Source organism: Escherichia sp. E2586 (assembly GCF_005781105.1).
Classification (GTDB): Bacteria; Pseudomonadota; Gammaproteobacteria; order Enterobacterales; family Enterobacteriaceae; genus Escherichia.
The window spans coordinates 97,211-117,752 of the sequence record NZ_VATN01000025.1 but is presented as its reverse complement, the minus strand read 5'-3'; the positions used below and the strand labels follow the sequence as shown (position 1 = coordinate 117,752).

Annotated in this window: 16 protein-coding genes; 13 read left to right on the top strand and 3 right to left on the bottom strand. The window is 50.0% G+C overall.

Annotated elements, in window-relative coordinates:
- Positions 1-181: 181 nt before the first annotated feature.
- The 3 genes from pflB to ycaO all read right to left on the bottom strand — a co-directional run bounded on the left by pflB (position 182) and on the right by ycaO (position 5,541).
- On the bottom strand, positions 182-2,464 hold the full coding sequence (pflB, locus tag FEK50_RS21515) for a formate C-acetyltransferase (RefSeq protein ID WP_001292820.1): 2,283 nt from the start codon (positions 2,462-2,464) through the stop codon (positions 182-184).
- Positions 2,465-2,518: 54 nt separating this feature from the next.
- Positions 2,519-3,376, bottom strand: a complete 858-nt coding sequence (focA, locus tag FEK50_RS21510; protein WP_000642546.1) for a formate transporter FocA — start codon at positions 3,374-3,376, stop codon at positions 2,519-2,521.
- A gap of 404 nt (positions 3,377-3,780) precedes the next feature.
- Positions 3,781-5,541, bottom strand: a complete 1,761-nt coding sequence (gene ycaO, locus FEK50_RS21505) for a 30S ribosomal protein S12 methylthiotransferase accessory factor YcaO (protein WP_131162335.1) — start codon at positions 5,539-5,541, stop codon at positions 3,781-3,783.
- 129 nt (positions 5,542-5,670) lie between these two features.
- Between ycaO and FEK50_RS21500 the strand changes: the two genes are divergently transcribed.
- From FEK50_RS21500 to kdsB, 13 genes are all read left to right on the top strand, one after another.
- Entirely contained in the window at positions 5,671-6,363 is a 693-nt protein-coding gene (locus tag FEK50_RS21500; protein ID WP_131162334.1) for a DUF421 domain-containing protein, read from the top strand.
- Between the two features lie 198 nt (positions 6,364-6,561).
- Positions 6,562-7,650, top strand: coding sequence for a 3-phosphoserine/phosphohydroxythreonine transaminase (serC, locus tag FEK50_RS21495; protein ID WP_022645462.1), 1,089 nt, complete (start codon positions 6,562-6,564; stop codon positions 7,648-7,650).
- Positions 7,651-7,720: 70 nt separating this feature from the next.
- Entirely contained in the window at positions 7,721-9,004 is a 1,284-nt protein-coding gene (aroA, locus tag FEK50_RS21490) for a 3-phosphoshikimate 1-carboxyvinyltransferase (RefSeq protein ID WP_131162333.1), read from the top strand.
- A gap of 164 nt (positions 9,005-9,168) precedes the next feature.
- Positions 9,169-9,933: a metallopeptidase YcaL gene (gene ycaL, locus FEK50_RS21480; protein ID WP_130205325.1), complete on the top strand. Its 765-nt coding sequence runs from the start codon at positions 9,169-9,171 to the stop codon at positions 9,931-9,933.
- 172 nt (positions 9,934-10,105) lie between these two features.
- Positions 10,106-10,789, top strand: a complete 684-nt coding sequence (gene cmk, locus FEK50_RS21475) for a (d)CMP kinase (RefSeq protein WP_000125014.1) — start codon at positions 10,106-10,108, stop codon at positions 10,787-10,789.
- A 110-nt stretch (positions 10,790-10,899) separates the two neighbouring features.
- The gene (gene rpsA, locus FEK50_RS21470; RefSeq protein WP_000140327.1) at positions 10,900-12,573 is read left to right on the top strand and encodes a 30S ribosomal protein S1; all 1,674 of its coding nucleotides are present in this window, start codon (positions 10,900-10,902) and stop codon (positions 12,571-12,573) included.
- A gap of 159 nt (positions 12,574-12,732) precedes the next feature.
- A complete protein-coding gene (ihfB, locus tag FEK50_RS21465) occupies positions 12,733-13,017 on the top strand; it encodes an integration host factor subunit beta (protein ID WP_000167336.1) in 285 nt (94 codons plus the stop codon).
- 205 nt (positions 13,018-13,222) lie between these two features.
- Positions 13,223-15,487 carry a ComEC family protein gene (locus FEK50_RS21460; RefSeq protein ID WP_131162332.1) on the top strand — a complete coding sequence of 755 codons (2,265 nt, stop codon included), beginning with the start codon at positions 13,223-13,225 and terminating at the stop codon, positions 15,485-15,487.
- 36 nt (positions 15,488-15,523) lie between these two features.
- A complete protein-coding gene (msbA, locus tag FEK50_RS21455) occupies positions 15,524-17,272 on the top strand; it encodes a lipid A ABC transporter ATP-binding protein/permease MsbA (protein ID WP_130205329.1) in 1,749 nt (582 codons plus the stop codon).
- Entirely contained in the window at positions 17,269-18,255 is a 987-nt protein-coding gene (gene lpxK / locus FEK50_RS21450) for a tetraacyldisaccharide 4'-kinase (RefSeq protein WP_131162331.1), read from the top strand. The genes msbA and lpxK overlap by 4 nt, the downstream gene beginning before the upstream one ends.
- A 36-nt stretch (positions 18,256-18,291) precedes the next feature.
- Entirely contained in the window at positions 18,292-19,524 is a 1,233-nt protein-coding gene (gene ycaQ / locus FEK50_RS21445) for a crosslink repair DNA glycosylase YcaQ (RefSeq protein WP_131162330.1), read from the top strand.
- A gap of 51 nt (positions 19,525-19,575) precedes the next feature.
- The gene (gene ycaR / locus FEK50_RS21440; protein WP_000350058.1) at positions 19,576-19,758 is read left to right on the top strand and encodes a protein YcaR; all 183 of its coding nucleotides are present in this window, start codon (positions 19,576-19,578) and stop codon (positions 19,756-19,758) included.
- Positions 19,755-20,501 (top strand): 3-deoxy-manno-octulosonate cytidylyltransferase, encoded by a 747-nt coding sequence (gene kdsB / locus FEK50_RS21435; RefSeq protein ID WP_064528339.1) that lies wholly within the window; start codon positions 19,755-19,757, stop codon positions 20,499-20,501. Before ycaR ends, kdsB begins: the two co-directional genes overlap by 4 nt.
- Positions 20,502-20,542 lie beyond the last annotated feature (41 nt).

The following is a 20,542-nucleotide window of genomic DNA, read 5'->3' as shown; positions in this document are numbered from 1 at the left end:
CTCCAGATGTGGCCCATCTGAGGCCGTGTTGGTGCGCAGCTCGAAGGCTACGTCGAGTCTGTTTTGGCAGTTACCTTAAAGTATAGATAGCTGACAAAAAAGGCTCTCTTGCTAAAAAAGGCCCCACTTTCGTGGAGCCTTTATTGTACGCTTTTTACTGTACGATTTCAGTCAAATCTAATTACATAGATTGAGTGAAGGTACGAGTAATAACGTCCTGCTGCTGCTCTTTAGTCAGCGAGTTGAAACGTACTGCGTAGCCAGATACACGGATGGTCAGCTGCGGATATTTTTCCGGGTTTTCCATCGCGTCGAGCAGCATTTCACGGTTCATCACGTTAACGTTCAGGTGCTGACCACCTTCGATGGACGCTTCGTGGTGGAAGTAACCATCCATCAGACCAGCCAGGTTGGTCTTACGAACTTCGTCGTCTTTACCCAGTGCGTTCGGAACGATAGAGAAGGTGTAAGAGATACCATCTTTAGCGTAAGCGAACGGCAGTTTAGCAACGGAAGTCAGGGAAGCTACAGCACCTTTCTGGTCACGGCCGTGCATCGGGTTAGCACCCGGTCCGAACGGCGCGCCAGCACGACGACCGTCTGGGGTGTTACCGGTTTTCTTACCATACACAACGTTAGAAGTGATGGTCAGAACAGACTGAGTCGGGATAGCGTCACGGTAGGTGTGCAGTTTCTGAATTTTCTTCATGAAACGTTCTACCAGGTCAACAGCCAGGTCATCTACACGCGGATCGTTGTTACCAAACTGCGGGTATTCGCCTTCGATTTCGAAGTCGATAGCCAGACCGTCTTCGTCACGAATCGGTTTAACTTTCGCATATTTGATTGCAGACAGGGAGTCAGCAGCAACGGACAGACCAGCGATACCACACGCCATGGTGCGGATAACGTCACGGTCGTGCAGCGCCATCAGAGAGGCTTCGTAGCTGTACTTGTCGTGCATGTAGTGGATGATGTTCAGTGCAGTGATGTACTGTTTAGCCAGCCAGTCCATGAAGTGATCCATGCGCTCCATCACTTCATCGTAGTTCAGGAGGTCGCCTTTGATCGGTTCAGACTTCGGACCAACCTGCATTTTCAGTTTTTCGTCAACGCCGCCGTTGATTGCGTACAGCATGGTTTTCGCCAGGTTTGCACGCGCACCGAAGAACTGCATTTGTTTACCAACGATCATCGGGCTTACGCAGCAAGCGATAGCGTAGTCATCGTTGTTGAAGTCCGGACGCATCAGATCATCGTTCTCGTACTGCAGAGAAGAGGTGTCGATGGACACTTTAGCGGCGAATTTCTTGAAGTTCAGCGGCAGTTTTTCAGACCACAGAATGGTCATGTTCGGTTCCGGAGACGGACCCATGGTGTACAGGGTGTTCAGGAAACGGAAGCTGTTTTTGGTAACCAGGGTACGACCGTCGAGGCCCATACCACCGATAGATTCGGTTGCCCAGATCGGGTCGCCAGAGAACAGTTCATCGTACTCCGGAGTACGCAGGAAGCGAACCATACGCAGTTTCATGACCAGGTGGTCAACCATTTCCTGCGCTTCTTGTTCGGTGATCTTGCCAGCTTTCAGGTCACGTTCGATGTACACATCCAGGAAGGTGGAGGTACGACCGAAGGACATTGCAGCACCGTTCTGAGACTTAACAGCAGCCAGGTAGCCGAAGTAAGTCCACTGGATAGCTTCCTGAGCGTTGGTAGCCGGACCAGAAATGTCGTAGCCGTATTTCGCAGCCATTTCTTTCATCTGACCCAGAGCGCGGTGCTGTTCAGCGATTTCTTCGCGCAGACGGATAGTCTGTTCCAGGTTTACGCCGTTTTCCAGATCAGCCTGCAGAGAGGTGAACTGTGCCAGTTTGTCTTTCATCAGGTAGTCGATACCGTACAGCGCAACGCGACGGTAGTCACCGATGATACGACCACGGCCATATGCATCTGGCAGACCGGTCAGAACACCAGATTTACGGCAACGCAGGATGTCCGGAGTGTAAACGTCGAACACGCCCTGGTTGTGAGTTTTACGGTATTCAGTGAAGATTTTTTTGATCATCGGATCCAGTTCGCGGTTGTACGCTTTGCAGGAACCTTCGATCATTTTGATACCACCGAACGGGATAAGAGCACGTTTCAGCGGAGCTTCAGTCTGCAGACCAACGATTTTCTCAAGCTGCTTGTTGATGTAGCCAGCGTCGTGAGAGGTGATGGTGGAAGCAACAGCGGTGTCAAAGTCAACTGGCGCGTGAGTGCGGTTTTCCAGTTTAACGCCTTCCATTACTTTGTCCCACAGGGTGGTGGTCGCTTCAGTAGCGCCAGCCAGGAAGGACTCGTCACCCTCGTACGGAGTGTAGTTTTTCTGAATGAAGTCACGGACGTTTACTTCATTCTGCCAGTCACCTTTGGTAAAACCTTCCCAGGCTGTGGCTAACTTTTCATTAAGCTCGGACATGTAACACCTACCTTCTTAAGTGGATTTTTTATTTACTACGTACTTCGACAACCATTAATGGTGATCGTTTTCACGCAGGTAAATGACCCAGTATGTCAACCCAACCAACAAACCACCGCCGATAATATTACCGATCGTAACCGGAATCAGGTTATCAGTGATGAAGTTCATCACGGTCAGGTGAGAAAAATTTTCCGGTGCAGAACCGACAGCGGTCCAGAATTCCGGAGATGCGAAGTCGCGGATTACAATACCCATCGGGATCATAAACATGTTTGCGATACTGTGCTCAAAACCGCTGGCAACAAACATCGCGACCGGCAGCACCATGATAAACGCTTTGTCCATCAGGCTGCGGCCAGAATAACTCATCCATACTGCCAGACATACCATCAGGTTTGCCAGGATACCAAGACAGACGGCCTCAATAAAAGTATGGTGCACTTTGTGGTCGGCGGTTTGTAGGACGTTTAGTCCCCATTGACCATTCGCGGTCATATATTCGCCAGAAAGCCACATTAAAAGTACAAACAGCAGTGCGCCGACCAGGTTGCCAAAATAGACATTTAGCCAGTTTTTCGCCAACTGACCCCAGGTGATGCGCCCACTCGCCTTGGCAACAACAATCAACACTGTGGAAGTAAAGAGATCGGCTCCGCAGACAACACAAAGAATCAGCCCCAGAGAGAAGCAAATGCCGCCAACCAGTTTTGCCATGCCGAAGGGCATTGTGCCTGTGCCAGTGGTTGCTGTGATATAGAAGACGAATGCGATTGAGATGAAAACACCGGCGGTAATCGCCAGATAGAAAGTCTTAAGCGGATGTTTCGTTGCTTTATAGACACCTGCCTCTTCGGCCACTTTGGCCATTGCAGCAGGAAGTAAAAGATCAAAAGGGTTGTCAGCTTTCACACTAACTCTCTCTTTATTAAGTCGGCGACGAGATACTAACAAAGCATTATAGATGAGAAATTGATATAGATCATATCTCGCCTGGCTTATAGGCCCGTAACTCGCATGGTTTTTATGCAAATACGGAGTAACTATTTGATTATCCAAATAAAAATAAATTTTAAAAATTAACAAATGAGTTGAATTTTTTCCGCATCCTCCGCTAAAACAGTTAATTAAAAGGGAGCACCAGGCGAATAAAGTAACAATATCGATCGTATTTATTAAATACAAATTACCGATATTTAACCTTATAATTACAATTATTTTATTAATGCAAATATATGTAAAGCGGGGCATTAAAAAACGCCCCGTAATATAACTCAGACGAATCATTAAGCCTACATTGCGTAGGCTATTTGATTTTATTTTGCCCAGAATGCTGCTTTGGCGCGCTGCAGCTTTTCGTAGGCCTTCAACAACGACTGATGTGCAGCAAACGCGTGCAGATCGCTATCTACTGGTTGCAGGCCATAAAACGCGGCTTCGCCACTCATTGCCGCGCTGGCTGCCTCAACCGCATCTGCACCGTACATACGAATAAATGCATTCAGATATTGCAGCGGTTGACGATCTTCTTCCTGAGCAAGCAGCAATAAAGTTTGCAGGCAGCGATAATAGTTGGCGCGTTCAGGGCTGAACACCGATGAATTAAATTCCATCGTCCATTCGGTCCAGACCAGAGCCTGTTCCATATCGCCGCCAGCCAGCGCCAGCATGGCTTTCAGCTCACCGATACGCAGGGTATACCAGCCATTATCTGGCCCGGTCGCCAGACCCAGCAGCTCACGCACGCGGGTAAAGTCATCAAAACCTTCTTCATCCAGTTGCTCAATGAGGTTCAGATAATCTTCTTTTTCCCACTCACTACCGGGCAGTGACAGAATTGTTTCCCGTAAATGGCTGCCCATACCGTTATTTGCCAGCCATAAATCTTCAGCCGGATAAATATCGGACATGCCAGGCACGATAATTCGGCAAGCGTAGACCCCCAGATGCTCGTAATCGGCAATATAAACTTCTTTATCTTCCTTTTTGAAGATAGCCATCAGCGTGGCGAACTCTTCTTCAGTGGTGCCGGAGAAGCTCCAGTCCACAAACGGATAATCGGCATCCTGCTTGAACAGGTCCCAGGAGATCAAACCGCTGGAGTCGATAAAGTGCGTTTCGAGGTTAGTATGTTCAGCGACTTCTTCATCATCGAAGGTTGGCGGAGTAAATACATCCAGGTCTTTCAGACCGCGACCTTGCAGCAGCTCGGTCACGGTACGTTCCAGTGCAACGCCAAAATCAGGATGCGCACCGAATGAGGCAAAGCAGGTGCCGTTAGCAGGATTAAACAGTACCACGCAAATCACCGGATACTGGCCGCCAAGGGAACCATCATATGCGAAGATCGGGAAACCTTCCGCTTCCAGCGTTTCGATCGCTTCAACTACTGCTGGATAACGCGCCAGCACGTCTGCTGGGATCTCTGGCAGGCTGATGCTTTCAGCAATAATGCGGTTTTTCACGTAGCGTTCGAAAACTTCGGACAACCCCTGAACGCGTGCTTCGTTGCGGGTATTACCTGCGGACATACCGTTAGAGACGTACAGGTTACCAATGATATTCATCGGAATATAAACGGTCTGATTGTCGGACTGACGCGTAAACGGCAGGCCGCAAATACCACGATCTTCGTTACCGGATTGCAGGTCAATCAGCATACTGCCGGTCAGTTCATTTTCCGGATCGTAAAACGCGCGCAGACGGTCATCGAGCAGCCCTTCTGGCACATCGTCATTTTCGGTCAGTGGGAACCATTTTTCGTTGGGATAATGCACGAACGGACCGTTGGCGATGGTTTCGCCCAGCCAGAAGTCCGCAAAAAAGTAGTTGGTAGACAGACGCTCGAAATATTCACCGAGGGCAGAAGCCAGCGCCGCTTTTTTGGTTGCGCCTTTGCCGTTGGTAAAACACAGGGCGCACTCTTTGTCGCGAATGTGCACGGACCAGACGTTAGGTACCGGATTCAGCCAGGAGGCCTCTTCAATCTGAAAACCGAGGTCGGAGAGTTTTTGCTGGAAGCGAGCGATGGAATCTTCCAGTGCGGCATCTTTGCCGGGGATAAATGTTTGCGTCATGAAAATCACTTTAGTCGTACGGAAAGCGCGCAATAATACGGGTTTTATCTCAAAGGTGCTATCACCGCCGCCACGCTGATGAACTGTTAGCTATGCTTTTAGCGGATAAACTACGATAAGAGCATAAAAATGAAGGCGTTCGATCTCCACCGTATGGCATTCGATAAAGTGCCTTTTGATTTCCTTGGCGAAGTTGCACTACGCAGTCTCTATACCTTTGTGTTGGTCTTTTTGTTCCTCAAAATGACAGGGAGACGCGGCGTGCGGCAAATGTCGCTATTTGAAGTATTAATCATTCTGACTCTGGGGTCGGCGGCAGGGGATGTGGCGTTTTATGAAGATGTGCCGATGGTCCCGGTGCTTATCGTCTTTATTACTCTGGCGTTGTTATACCGCCTGGTAATGTGGTTGATGGCGCACAGTGAAAAACTGGAAGATTTGCTGGAAGGTAAACCGGTTGTCATTATTGAAGATGGCGAGCTGGCCTGGTCGAAACTCAATAACTCCAACATGACGGAATTTGAGTTCTTTATGGAACTACGGTTGCGTGGCGTGGAACAACTGGGGCAGGTGCGTCTGGCTATTCTCGAAACCAATGGCCAAATTAGCGTCTATTTCTTTGAAAATGACAAAGTAAAACCAGGCTTACTTATTTTACCCAGTGACTGTACTCAGCGTTACAAAGTGGTGCCGGAGTCGGCGGACTATGCATGCATCCGTTGCAGTGAAATCATTCATATGAACGCGGGGGAAAAACAATTATGTCCGCGCTGTGCAAATCCAGAATGGACGAAGGCAAGTCGGGCAAAACGGGTTACCTGACAGTAAAAACATCGGCTTTTGGCTAATAATCCGAGAGATTCTTTTGTGTGATGCAAGCCACATTTTTGCCCTCAACGGTTTTACTCATTGCGATGTGTGTCACTGAATGATAAAACCGATAGCCACAGGAATAATGTATTACCTGTGGTCGCAATCGATTGACCGCGGGTTAATAGCAACGCAACGTGGTGAGGGGAAATGGCTCAAATCTTCAATTTTAGTTCTGGTCCGGCAATGCTGCCGGCAGAGGTGCTTAAACAGGCTCAACAGGAACTGCGCGACTGGAACGGTCTTGGTACGTCGGTGATGGAAGTGAGTCACCGTGGCAAAGAGTTCATTCAGGTTGCAGAGGAAGCCGAGAAGGATTTTCGTGATCTTCTTAATATCCCCTCCAACTACAAAGTATTGTTCTGCCACGGCGGCGGTCGCGGTCAGTTTGCTGCTGTACCGCTGAATATTCTTGGTGATAAAACCACCGCAGATTATGTTGATGCCGGTTACTGGGCGGCAAGTGCCATTAAAGAAGCAAAAAAATACTGCACGCCTAATGTCTTTGACGCCAAAGTGACTGTTGATGGTCTGCGCGCGGTTAAGCCAATGCGTGAATGGCAGCTCTCTGATAATGCTGCTTATATGCATTACTGCCCGAATGAAACCATTGATGGTATCGCCATCGACGAAACGCCAGACTTCGGCAAAGATGTGGTGGTCGCAGCCGACTTCTCTTCAACCATTCTTTCCCGTCCGATTGATGTCAGCCGTTATGGCGTAATTTACGCTGGTGCGCAGAAAAATATCGGCCCGGCTGGCCTGACAATCGTCATCGTTCGTGAAGATTTGCTGGGCAAAGCGAATATCGCTTGTCCGTCGATTCTGGATTATTCCATCCTCAACGATAACGACTCCATGTTTAACACGCCGCCAACGTTTGCCTGGTATCTGTCTGGTCTGGTCTTCAAATGGCTGAAAGCGAACGGCGGTGTGGTTGCAATGGATAAGATCAATCAGCAAAAAGCAGAACTGCTGTATGGGGTGATTGATAACAGCGATTTCTACCGCAATGATGTGGCGAAAGCTAACCGTTCGCGGATGAACGTGCCGTTCCAGTTGGCGGATAGCGCGCTTGATAAATTGTTCCTCGAAGAGTCTTTCGCTGCGGGCTTACATGCGCTGAAAGGTCACCGTGTGGTCGGCGGAATGCGTGCTTCTATTTATAACGCCATGCCGCTGGAAGGCGTTAAAGCACTGACAGACTTCATGGTTGAGTTCGAACGTCGTCACGGCTAATGCCGACATTTTGCGTAATCCCCACAGCCAGACTGTGGGGTTTTTATTTCTGTTGTAGAGAGTTGAGTTCATGGAATCCCTGACGTTGCACCCCATCGCCCGTGTCGATGGCACTATTAATCTGCCCGGTTCCAAGAGCGTTTCTAACCGCGCTTTATTGCTGGCGGCATTAGCACACGGCAAAACAGTATTAACTAATCTGCTTGATAGCGATGACGTGCGCCATATGCTGAATGCATTAACGGCGTTAGGGGTAAGTTACACGCTTTCAGCCGATCGTACGCGTTGCGAAATCATCGGTAACGGCGGTCCATTACACGCAGAAAGTGCCCTGGAGTTGTTTCTTGGAAACGCCGGAACGGCTATGCGTCCGCTGGCGGCGGCACTTTGTCTGGGAAACAATGATATTGTCCTGACTGGTGAGCCGCGTATGAAAGAACGCCCGATTGGTCACCTGGTGGATGCGTTGCGCCAGGGCGGAGCGAAAATCACTTACCTGGAACAAGATAATTATCCACCGTTGCGTTTACAGGGCGGTTTTACTGGCGGCAACGTTGACGTTGATGGCTCCGTTTCCAGCCAGTTCCTCACCGCACTGTTAATGACTGCGCCTCTTGCGCCGAAAGATACAGTTATTCGTATTAAAGGTGATCTGGTTTCTAAACCTTATATCGATATCACGCTCAACCTGATGAAAACGTTTGGTGTTGAGATTGAAAATCAGCACTATCAACAATTTGTCGTAAAAGGGGGGCAGTCTTATCAGTCTCCGGGTACTTATTTGGTCGAAGGAGATGCATCTTCAGCTTCTTACTTCCTGGCAGCAGCAGCAATCAAAGGCGGCACGGTAAAAGTGACCGGCATTGGACGCAACAGTATGCAGGGCGATATTCGATTTGCTGATGTACTGGAAAAAATGGGGGCGACCATTAGCTGGGGCGATGATTATATTGCCTGCACGCGTGGCGAACTGAACGCCATCGATATGGATATGAACCATATTCCCGATGCGGCGATGACCATTGCCACGACGGCGTTATTTGCAAAAGGCACAACCACGCTGCGCAATATTTATAACTGGCGCGTAAAAGAAACGGATCGCCTGTTCGCGATGGCAACAGAGCTACGTAAAGTCGGTGCGGAAGTTGAAGAGGGGCACGATTTCATTCGCATAACTCCACCGGAAAAACTGAACTTTGCCGAGATCGCGACATACAATGATCACCGGATGGCGATGTGTTTCTCGCTGGTGGCATTGTCAGATACGCCAGTGACGATTCTTGACCCCAAATGTACGGCTAAAACCTTCCCGGATTACTTCGAACAACTGGCGCGGATAAGCCAACCAGCTTGAATAACGGGCGATAAATAGACAAATATTTCTTTCTAAAAGCGTCGGCACATTGCCGGCGTTTTTTTTCGGACCTTGTGAGTCATTTTGAACAGTGGTAACGTCGATTATCAATGTAAGTTATTGATACATAATATTTATATATGATTAATCAACGGATGATTCACATGAAGAATACTAAATTACTGCTGGCGATTGCGACTTCTGCAGCACTACTGACAGGGTGTCAAAATACGCACGGTATTGATACCAATATGGCTATCAGCTCCGGTTTAAATGCCTATAAAGCTGCAACGTTAAGCGACGCCGATGCAAAAGCCATTGCCAATCAGGGCTGTACCGAAATGGACAGCGGCAATCAAGTTGCAAGCAAATCCAGCAAGTACGGTAAACGTCTGGCAAAAATCGCCAAAGCATTGGGTAACAACATTAACGGTACGCCGGTCAACTATAAGGTTTATATGACCAGCGACGTTAACGCATGGGCGATGGCAAACGGCTGTGTCCGTGTCTACAGTGGCCTGATGGACATGATGAACGACAACGAAATTGAAGGCGTTCTGGGTCATGAACTGGGACACGTTGCATTGGGTCACTCACTGGCTGAAATGAAAGCCTCTTATGCGATCGTTGCCGCACGTGATGCAATTTCCGCCACCAGCGGTGTTGCTTCCCAGCTTTCTCGCTCGCAACTGGGCGATATCGCAGAAGGCGCTATCAATGCTAAGTACTCCCGCGATAAAGAGTCTGAAGCAGATGATTTCTCCTTTGATCTGCTGAAGAAACGTGGCATTAACACCCAGGGACTGGTCGGTAGCTTTGAAAAACTGGCCAGCCTGGATGGCGGTCGTACTCAGTCTATGTTTGACTCTCATCCACCATCAGCAGAGCGTGCACAGCACATCCGCGATCGTATTGCCTCCGGTAAGTAAATCATTGTCATCTTTCGGGCTGGTCTTTCGCCAGCCCGCTATAATTGCGCAATAAATCCCCATCTGAATACAGACAAAACTGGTTTTTGCACACAACGTTAACGATTTGTGGCGCCGACGCGTATAATGCGCGCGGTTATGTTAACGGTACGCCTGTTTTAAGGAGATAAAGATGACGGCAATTGCCCCGGTTATTACCATTGATGGCCCAAGCGGTGCAGGGAAAGGCACCTTGTGTAAGGCTATGGCGGAAGCGTTGCAATGGCATCTGCTGGACTCGGGTGCAATTTATCGCGTACTGGCACTGGCGGCATTACATCACCATGTTGATGTTGCGTCGGAAGATGCGCTGGTGCCGCTGGCATCCCATCTGGATGTACGTTTTGTGTCGACCAATGGCAATCTGGAAGTGATCCTCGAAGGGGAAGATGTCAGCGGCGAAATTCGTACTCAGGAAGTGGCGAATGCTGCTTCACAAGTCGCTGCATTCCCACGCGTTCGTGAAGCATTATTGCGTCGCCAACGCGCATTCCGGGAGTTGCCCGGTTTGATCGCCGATGGTCGCGATATGGGGACAGTGGTATTCCCTGATGCGCCAGTAAAAATTTTCCTTGACGCCTCCTCGGAAGAACGTGCGCATCGCCGCATGCTACAGTTGCAGGAGAAGGGCTTTAGTGTTAACTTTGAGCGCCTTTTGGCCGAGATCAAAGAACGCGACGACCGCGATCGTAATCGCGCGGTAGCGCCCTTGGTTCCGGCAGCCGATGCTTTAGTTTTGGATTCCACCACCTTAAGCATTGAGCAAGTGATTGAAAAAGCGTTACACTACGCGCGCCAAAAATTGGCTCTCGCATAAGCGACCGAATTTGCAGTACCCCCGTTGCAATGGAATGACAGCGGGTATGTTAAACAACCCCATCCGGCACGGAGCCAGGTGGACGTTAAATATAAACCTGAAGATTAAACATGACTGAATCTTTTGCTCAACTCTTTGAAGAGTCCTTAAAAGAAATCGAAACCCGCCCGGGTTCTATCGTTCGTGGCGTTGTTGTTGCTATCGACAAAGATGTAGTACTGGTTGACGCTGGTCTGAAATCTGAGTCTGCCATCCCGGCTGAGCAGTTCAAAAACGCCCAGGGCGAACTGGAAATCCAGGTAGGTGACGAAGTTGACGTTGCTCTGGACGCAGTAGAAGACGGCTTCGGTGAAACTCTGCTGTCCCGTGAGAAAGCTAAACGTCACGAAGCCTGGATCACGCTGGAAAAAGCTTACGAAGATGCTGAAACTGTTACCGGTGTTATCAACGGCAAAGTTAAGGGCGGCTTCACTGTTGAGCTGAACGGTATTCGTGCGTTCCTGCCAGGTTCTCTGGTAGACGTTCGTCCGGTGCGTGACACTCTGCACCTGGAAGGCAAAGAGCTTGAATTCAAAGTAATCAAGCTGGATCAGAAGCGCAACAACGTTGTTGTTTCTCGTCGTGCCGTTATCGAATCCGAAAACAGCGCAGAGCGCGATCAGCTGCTGGAAAACCTGCAGGAAGGCATGGAAGTTAAAGGTATCGTTAAGAACCTCACTGACTACGGTGCATTCGTTGATCTGGGCGGCGTTGACGGCCTGCTGCACATCACTGACATGGCTTGGAAACGCGTTAAGCATCCGAGCGAAATCGTCAACGTGGGCGACGAAATCACTGTTAAAGTGCTGAAGTTCGACCGCGAACGTACCCGTGTATCCCTGGGCCTGAAACAGCTGGGCGAAGATCCGTGGGTAGCTATCGCTAAACGTTATCCGGAAGGTACCAAACTGACTGGTCGCGTGACCAACCTGACCGACTACGGCTGCTTCGTTGAAATCGAAGAAGGCGTTGAAGGCCTGGTACACGTTTCCGAAATGGATTGGACCAACAAAAACATCCACCCGTCCAAAGTTGTTAACGTTGGCGATGTAGTGGAAGTTATGGTTCTGGATATCGACGAAGAACGTCGTCGTATCTCCCTGGGTCTGAAACAGTGCAAAGCTAACCCGTGGCAGCAGTTCGCGGAAACCCACAACAAGGGCGACCGTGTTGAAGGTAAAATCAAGTCTATCACTGACTTTGGTATCTTCATCGGCCTGGACGGCGGCATCGACGGCCTGGTTCACCTGTCTGACATCTCCTGGAACGTTGCAGGCGAAGAAGCAGTTCGTGAATACAAAAAAGGCGACGAAATCGCTGCAGTTGTTCTGCAGGTTGACGCAGAACGTGAACGTATCTCCCTGGGCGTTAAACAGCTCGCAGAAGATCCGTTCAACAACTGGGTTGCTCTGAACAAGAAAGGCGCTATCGTAACCGGTAAAGTAACTGCAGTTGACGCTAAAGGCGCAACCGTAGAACTGGCTGACGGCGTTGAAGGTTACCTGCGTGCTTCTGAAGCATCCCGTGACCGCGTTGAAGACGCTACCCTGGTTCTGAGCGTTGGCGACGAAGTTGAAGCTAAATTCACTGGCGTTGATCGTAAAAACCGCGCAATCAGCCTGTCTGTTCGTGCGAAAGACGAAGCTGACGAGAAAGATGCAATCGCAACTGTTAACAAACAGGAAGATGCAAACTTCTCCAACAACGCAATGGCTGAAGCTTTCAAAGCAGCTAAAGGCGAGTAATTCTCTGACTCTTCGGGATTTTTATTCCGAAGTTTGCTGAGTTTACTTGACAGATTGCAGGTTTCGTCCTGTAATCAAGCACTAAGGGCGGCTACGGCCGCCCTTAATCAATGCAGCAACAGCAGCCGTTAAATTTGCCTTTAAGGAACCGGAGGAATCATGACCAAGTCAGAATTGATAGAAAGACTTGCCACCCAGCAATCGCACATTCCCGCCAAGACGGTTGAAGATGCAGTAAAAGAGATGCTGGAGCATATGGCCTCGACTCTTGCGCAGGGCGAGCGTATTGAAATCCGCGGTTTCGGCAGTTTCTCTTTGCACTACCGCGCACCGCGTACCGGACGTAATCCGAAGACTGGCGATAAAGTAGAGCTGGAAGGAAAATACGTTCCTCACTTTAAACCAGGTAAAGAACTGCGCGATCGCGCCAATATTTACGGTTAAGTTTTAGTAAAACTTGAACGCGGAAAAAGCACCTGTCGGGTGCTTTTTTCATTTCTGCAATAGGGTTCTGGAAGCTGTCTCGCAGAGTTGTGTACAGTTTTCATCATCCTGCTAAATTCTTCTGAACGTGCCTCGGGCAACGCAAAACTCCCGCCAGACAACCACTCAACAAAGTTGCACACTTTCCAAAAACAGGGAGGAGTGCATGAAAATAACGACAGTTAGCCTGTGCATAATTTGCGGGATTTTTCCGCTGCTGATTTTGCCGCAGTTGCCTGGGACATTAACTCTTGCGAGTCTGACTGTATTCGTCTGCGTACTGGCATTTATTCCTGTTAAAGTCGTCCGTTATTTCACGCTGACATTGCTGTTTTTTCTTTGGGGCGTGTTGGCGGCGAAGCAAATTCTGTGGGCAGGAGAAAACTTAACTAGCGCGACGCAGGATGCAGTCGTCGAGATTACCGCCACTGACGGCATGACCACGCATTACGGGAAAATTACTCATCTACAAGGGCGGCGGTTATTTCCCGCGCCAGGCATCGCGCTATATGGCGAATATTTGCCACAATCGGTATGCGCCGGGCAACGATGGTCGATGAAACTCAAAGTGCGTGCTGTTCATGGTCAACTTAATGATGGCGGCTTTGATAGCCAGCGTTATGCCATTGCCCAGCATCAGCCACTTACCGGACGTTTTCTGCAAGCAAGCGTCATTGAACCAGGTTGTAGCCTACGTGCGCAATATCTGGCATCCCTGCAAACGACGCTGCAGCCGTATTCATGGCAGACGGTGATGCTCGGCTTAGGAATGGGTGAACGGTTATCGGTATCTAAAGAAATTAAAAATATAATGCGCGATACCGGTACGGCACATTTAATGGCGATATCGGGTTTACACATCGCTTTTGCAGCATTACTGGCTGCGGGGCTAATTCGTGGCGGGCAAATTTTCCTCCCCGGGCGTTGGATTTACTGGCAGATGCCATTAATCGGTGGAGTTTGCTGCGCTGCTTTTTATGCCTGGCTTACCGGTATGCAGCTGCCTGCATTGCGTACCGTGGTGGCGCTTGCGACCTGGGGAGCGCTCAAATTGAGCGGCCGGCAATGGAGTGGTTGGGATGTGTGGATATGCTGCCTGGCAGCAATTCTGCTGATGGATCCTGTCGCTATCCTCTCGCAAAGTTTGTGGCTCTCTGCCGCAGCGGTGGCCGCGCTGATATTTTGGTATCAGTGGTTTCCCTGCCCAGTCTGGCCATTGCCGCCTGTATTGCAATCTATTGTTTCACTCATCCATCTGCAACTTGGTATCACACTCCTGCTAATGCCGGTGCAAATAGTCATATTTCATGGCGTTAGTCTGACTTCATTTATGGCAAATTTGTTCGCTATTCCCTTAGTGACATTTATTTCGGTTCCGTTGATCCTCACCGCGATGGTTGTGCATTTAAGCGGGCCATTAATCCTGGAACAAGGGTTATGGTTTCTTGCCGATCGGTCCTTAGCTTTACTTTTTTGGGGGTTAAAGAGTTTGCCTGAAGGGTGGATAAGCATTGCTGAACGTTGGCAATGGCTATCATTTTCGCCCTGGTTATTACTGGTGATATGGCGACTAAATGCATGGCAAACGTTGCCTGCGGTGTGTATGGCTGGAGGAATTATAATGTGTTGGCCACTGTGGCAAAAACCACGGTCTGATGAGTGGCAGGTTTATATGCTTGATGTCGGGCAAGGGCTGGCAATGGTGATCGCTCGAAACGGTAAAGCGGTTCTCTATGACACAGGGCTCGCCTGGCCGGAGGGGGACAGTGGGCAACAACTGATTATTCCCTGGCTCCGCTGGCATGACCTTGAACCGGTAGGCGTTATTCTTAGTCATGAACATCTTGATCATCGGGGTGGACTGGACTCGATATTACATGCCTGGCCGACGTTATGGGTAAGAAGCCCCTTAAACTGGGTGCATCATCAGCCCTGCGTGCGTGGCGAAGCGTGGCAGTGGCAAGGATTGCAGTTTAGTGTGCACTGGCCTTTGCAAGGGAGTAACGAAAAGGGAAATAACCATTCCTGTGTGATTAAGGTTGATGATGGAACACATAGCATTCTTTTGACTGGCGATATTGAAGCCCCCGCTGAACAAAAAATGCTAAGTCATTACTGGCAACAGGTTCAGGCAACTTTGATTCAGGTACCCCATCACGGTAGTAATACCTCGTCATCAGTGCCATTGATTCAGCGGGTAAATGGAAAAATGGCACTGGCATCGGCATCGCGCTATAACGCATGGCGATTGCCCTCCGGTAAAGTTAAACTTCGCTATCAACTACAAGGATATCAATGGGTTGACACCCCGCATCAGGGGCAAATAACGGTCAATTTTTCAGCGCAAGGTTGGCGGGTCAGCAGCATAAGGGAGCAAATTTTACCTCGTTGGTATCATCAGTGGTTTGGCGTGCCAGTGGATAACGGGTAGAATATGCGGCTATTTCAACAAATGCTGGTTTTTTGAATGCATAACGACAAAGATCTCTCTACGTGGCAGACATTCCGCCGACTGTGGCCAACCATTGCGCCTTTTAAAGCGGGTCTGATCGTGGCGGGCATAGCGTTAATTCTCAACGCAGCCAGCGATACCTTCATGTTATCGCTCCTTAAGCCGCTTCTCGATGATGGCTTTGGTAAAACAGATCGCTCCGTGCTGATGTGGATGCCGCTGGTGGTTATCGGCCTGATGATTTTACGTGGTATCACCAGTTATATCTCCAGCTACTGTATCTCCTGGGTATCAGGAAAAGTGGTTATGACCATGCGCCGACGTCTGTTCGGCCACATGATGGGAATGCCAGTGTCATTTTTTGACAAACAATCAACCGGGACATTGCTTTCACGTATTACTTACGATTCTGAACAGGTTGCTTCGTCATCTTCCGGCGCGCTGATTACGGTGGTGCGTGAAGGTGCTTCCATTATCGGTCTGTTCGCCATGATGTTCTATTACAGCTGGCAGCTGTCGATCATTTTGATTGTGTTGGCGCCGATTGTCTCGATTGCGATTCGTATCGTATCGAAGCGTTTTCGCAGCATCAGTAAAAACATGCAGAACACCATGGGGCAGGTGACCACCAGTGCTGAACAGATGCTGAAAGGCCACAAAGAAGTATTGATTTTTGGCGGCCAGGAAGTAGAAACAAAGCGTTTTGATAAGGTCAGCAACAAGATGCGTTTGCAGGGGATGAAGATGGTTTCTGCTTCTTCCATCTCTGACCCGATCATTCAGCTGATCGCCTCTCTGGCGCTGGCATTTGTTCTCTACGCTGCGAGCTTCCCAAGCGTGATGGATAGCCTGACTGCCGGTACGATTACTGTCGTCTTCTCTTCGATGATTGCACTGATGCGTCCGTTGAAATCGCTGACCAACGTTAACGCCCAGTTCCAACGCGGGATGGCGGCATGTCAGACGCTGTTTACCATTCTGGATAGTGAACAGGAAAAAGACGAAGGTAAACGCGAGATTGAGCGTGCTACTGGTGACGTTGAATTCCGCAATGTCACTTTTACCTATCCGGGGCGTGAAGTCCCTGCGCTGCGTAATATCAACCTGAAGATCCCGGCAGGGAAAACAGTGGCTTTGGTAGGGCGTTCTGGGTCGGGTAAATCGACCATTGCCAGCCTGATCACCCGTTTTTATGATATCGATGAAGGCGAGATCCTGATGGATGGTCACGATCTGCGCGAGTATACCCTGGCGTCTTTACGTAACCAGGTTGCTCTGGTGTCGCAGAATGTCCATCTGTTTAATGACACGGTTGCCAACAACATTGCTTACGCCCGTACTGAACAGTACAGCCGTGAGCAGATTGAAGAAGCGGCACGTATGGCCTATGCCATGGACTTTATCAATAAGATGGATAACGGTCTTGATACGGTGATTGGTGAAAACGGCGTGTTGCTTTCTGGCGGCCAGCGCCAGCGTATTGCCATTGCCCGTGCCTTGCTGCGTGATAGCCCAATTCTGATTCTGGATGAAGCCACTTCGGCGCTGGACACCGAATCCGAACGCGCGATTCAGGCGGCGCTGGACGAGTTGCAGAAAAACCGTACCTCACTGGTGATTGCCCACCGCTTGTCTACCATTGAAAAGGCAGACGAAATTGTGGTCGTCGAGGACGGGATCATTGTGGAACGCGGTACGCATAACGATTTGCTTGAGCACCGTGGAGTCTACGCGCAACTTCATAAAATGCAGTTTGGCCAATGATCGAAAAAATCTGGTCTGGTGAATCCCCTTTGTGGCGGTTATTGCTGCCACTCTCCTGGTTGTATGGCCTGGTGAGTGGCGCTATCCGTCTTTGCTATAAACTAAAACTGAAGCGCGCCTGGCGTGCCCCCGTACCGGTTGTCGTGGTTGGTAATCTCACCGCAGGCGGCAACGGAAAAACTCCGGTGGTTGTCTGGCTGGTGGAACAACTACAAAAGCGCGGTATTCGTGTTGGCGTGGTGTCTCGGGGCTATGGCGGTAAAGCTGAGTCGTATCCGCTGTTATTGTCGGCAGATACCACCACCGCACAAGCGGGCGATGAACCGGTGCTGATTTATCAGCGTACGGGTGCACCTGTTGCAGTTTCTCCTGTCCGTTCAGATGCGGTAAAAGCCATTCTGGCGCAATATCCCGATGTGCAGATTATCGTGACTGATGACGGTTTACAGCACTATCGTCTGGCGCGTGATGTGGAAATCATCGTCATCGATGGCGTGCGTCGCTTTGGCAATGGCTGGTGGTTGCCTGCGGGGCCAATGCGCGAGCGCGCGGGGCGCTTAAAATCGGTTGATGCGGTAATCGTCAACGGCGGTGTCCCCCGCAGCGGTGAAATCCCCATGCATCTGCTGCCGGGTCAGGCGGTGAATTTACGTACCGGTACGCGTTGTGACGTTGCTCAGCTTGAACATGTGGTGGCGATGGCGGGGATTGGGCATCCGCCGCGATTTTTTGCCACACTAAAGATGTGCGGTATACAACCGGAAAAATGTGTGCCGCTGGCAGATCATCAATCTTTGAATCATGCGGATGTCAGCGCACTATTAAGCGCCGGGCAAACACTGGTCATGACTGAAAAAGATGCGGTGAAATGTCGGGCTTTTGCAGAAGAAAACTGGTGGTATTTGCCCGTTGACGCACAGCTTACGGGCGATGAACCAGAGAAACTGCTCGCACAACTTTCCTCGCTGGCTTCTGGCAACTAATTCAGCCGCGGCAGCGTTTAATTGACGGAGCAATGAATGACGCTGCCTTATCTCTCCCTCACCGATGCACGAAATCTTCATCTCACCGCGCAAGGGCTGTTAAACAAGCCCCGTCGTCGCGCGTCGCCGGAAGATATTCTGGCTACCATTTCTCGCATGTCCTTGCTGCAAATCGATACCATCAATATTGTTGCCCGTAGTCCATATCTGGTGCTTTTCAGTCGTCTGGGAAATTATCCTGCGCAGTGGCTGGATGAGTCTCTGGCGTGTGGCGAATTAATGGAATACTGGGCGCATGAAGCCTGCTTTATGCCGCGTAGCGATTTTCGTCTTATTCGCCACCGCATGCTGGCACCTGAAAAAATGGGCTGGAAATACAAAGATGCCTGGATGCAGGAACATGCGGCGGAAATTGCACAGTTAATTCAGCATATTCGTGATAAGGGGCCGGTACGTTCAGCCGATTTTGAGCATCCTCGTAAAGGGGCGAGCGGCTGGTGGGAGTGGAAGCCGCATAAACGGCATCTGGAAGGGCTCTTTACCGCCGGAAAGGTGATGGTGATTGAACGGCGCAACTTCCAGCGCGTTTATGATTTAACCCACCGAGTCATGCCTGACTGGGATGATGAGCGCGATCTCGTTTCGCAAACAGAAGCAGAAATCATCATGCTGGATAACAGTGCGCGCAGCCTGGGAATATTTCGCGAACAGTGGCTGGCGGATTACTACCGGCTGAAACGTCCGGCGCTGGCGGCGTGGCGCGAAGCGAGGGCTGAACAGCAGCAAATCATTGCTGTGCATGTTGAAAAATTGGGTAATCTTTGGCTGCATGCTGATTTTCTGCCGCTACTCGAACGTGCGCTCGCCGGAAAGCTCACTGCAACGCACAGCGCGGTACTTTCGCCTTTTGATCCTGTTGTCTGGGATCGTAAACGGGCAGAGCAACTTTTTGATTTTAGCTACCGGCTGGAGTGCTACACGCCAGCGCCCAAACGCCAGTATGGTTATTTCGTTCTACCGTTATTGCATCGTGGGCAATTAGTTGGGCGAATGGATTCTAAGATGCATCGCCAGACTGGCATCTTTGAAGTGCTCTCTCTCTGGCTACAGGATGGGGTAAAACCAACAGTGACCCTTCAAAAAGGGCTGCGTCAGGCGATTACGGATTTTGCTCACTGGCAGCAGGCAACGCGAGTAACAATAGGGCGCTGCCCGCACGGTTTCTTTACCGATTACCGCACTGGCTGGGAAATAGACCCCGACGCATAAATGATTATGATAAGATTTATGCATTCATAACCCGATCCATCTGGAGGAACTATGGATCATCGTCTGCTTGAAATCATTGCCTGCCCGGTTTGCAACGGCAAACTTTGGTATAACCAGGAAAAACAAGAACTTATTTGCAAACTGGACAACCTGGCTTTTCCGCTGCGCGATGGCATTCCAGTGCTGCTGGAAACGGAAGCCCGCGTGCTGACTGCTGATGAGAGTAAATCATGAGTTTTGTGGTCATTATTCCCGCGCGCTACGCTTCCACGCGTCTGCCAGGTAAGCCGCTGGTCGATATTAACGGCAAACCCATGATTGTTCATGTACTCGAACGCGCGCGCGAATCAGGAGCCGAGCGCATCATCGTCGCAACCGATCATGAGGATGTCGCCCGCGCTGTTGAAGCTGCTGGCGGTGAAGTATGCATGACGCGTGCAGATCACCAGTCAGGTACAGAACGCCTGGCGGAGGTTGTCGAAAAATGCGCGTTCAGCGACGACACGGTGATTGTGAATGTGCAGGGTGATGAACCGATGATCCCCGCGACAATCATTCGTCAGGTTGCCGATAACCTTGCCCAGCGTCAGGTTGGAATGGCGACCTTGGCTGTGCCTATCCACAGTGCGGAAGAAGCCTTTAACCCGAATGCGGTTAAAGTTGTTCTCGACGCCGAAGGTTATGCGCTCTACTTCTCGCGTGCCACTATTCCGTGGGATCGTGACCGTTTTGCGAAAGGTCTGGAAACCGTAGGAGATAACTTCCTGCGCCATCTCGGCATTTATGGCTATCGTGCAGGTTTTATCCGCCGCTATGTTAACTGGCAGCCAAGCCCGTTAGAACATATCGAAATGTTAGAACAGCTTCGTGTGCTGTGGTATGGAGAAAAAATCCATGTTGCTGTCGCCCAGGAGGTTCCTGGCACCGGTGTAGATACTCCCGAAGATCTTGAGCGTGTTCGCGCTGAAATGGCTTAATTTTTCCCCACGACACTCCATCTCAATTTTGGGAGGAGTGT

Bases quoted from the DNA above. Each gene is read 5' to 3' on its own strand.
- serC (WP_022645462.1), top strand. From the start codon at position 6,562: ATGGCTCAAATCTTCAATTTTAGTTCTGGTCCGGCAATGCTGCCGGCA.
- ycaQ (WP_131162330.1), top strand. From the start codon at position 18,292: ATGACGCTGCCTTATCTCTCCCTCACCGATGCACGAAATCTTCATCTC.
- ihfB (WP_000167336.1), top strand. From the start codon at position 12,733: ATGACCAAGTCAGAATTGATAGAAAGACTTGCCACCCAGCAATCGCAC.
- FEK50_RS21500 (WP_131162334.1), top strand. From the start codon at position 5,671: ATGAAGGCGTTCGATCTCCACCGTATGGCATTCGATAAAGTGCCTTTT.
- lpxK (WP_131162331.1), top strand. From the start codon at position 17,269: ATGATCGAAAAAATCTGGTCTGGTGAATCCCCTTTGTGGCGGTTATTG.
- rpsA (WP_000140327.1), top strand. From the start codon at position 10,900: ATGACTGAATCTTTTGCTCAACTCTTTGAAGAGTCCTTAAAAGAAATC.
- aroA (WP_131162333.1), top strand. From the start codon at position 7,721: ATGGAATCCCTGACGTTGCACCCCATCGCCCGTGTCGATGGCACTATT.
- ycaR (WP_000350058.1), top strand. From the start codon at position 19,576: ATGGATCATCGTCTGCTTGAAATCATTGCCTGCCCGGTTTGCAACGGC.
- pflB (WP_001292820.1), bottom strand. From the start codon at position 2,464: ATGTCCGAGCTTAATGAAAAGTTAGCCACAGCCTGGGAAGGTTTTACC.
- kdsB (WP_064528339.1), top strand. From the start codon at position 19,755: ATGAGTTTTGTGGTCATTATTCCCGCGCGCTACGCTTCCACGCGTCTG.
- msbA (WP_130205329.1), top strand. From the start codon at position 15,524: ATGCATAACGACAAAGATCTCTCTACGTGGCAGACATTCCGCCGACTG.
- ycaO (WP_131162335.1), bottom strand. From the start codon at position 5,541: ATGACGCAAACATTTATCCCCGGCAAAGATGCCGCACTGGAAGATTCC.
- FEK50_RS21460 (WP_131162332.1), top strand. From the start codon at position 13,223: ATGAAAATAACGACAGTTAGCCTGTGCATAATTTGCGGGATTTTTCCG.
- ycaL (WP_130205325.1), top strand. From the start codon at position 9,169: ATGAAGAATACTAAATTACTGCTGGCGATTGCGACTTCTGCAGCACTA.
- cmk (WP_000125014.1), top strand. From the start codon at position 10,106: ATGACGGCAATTGCCCCGGTTATTACCATTGATGGCCCAAGCGGTGCA.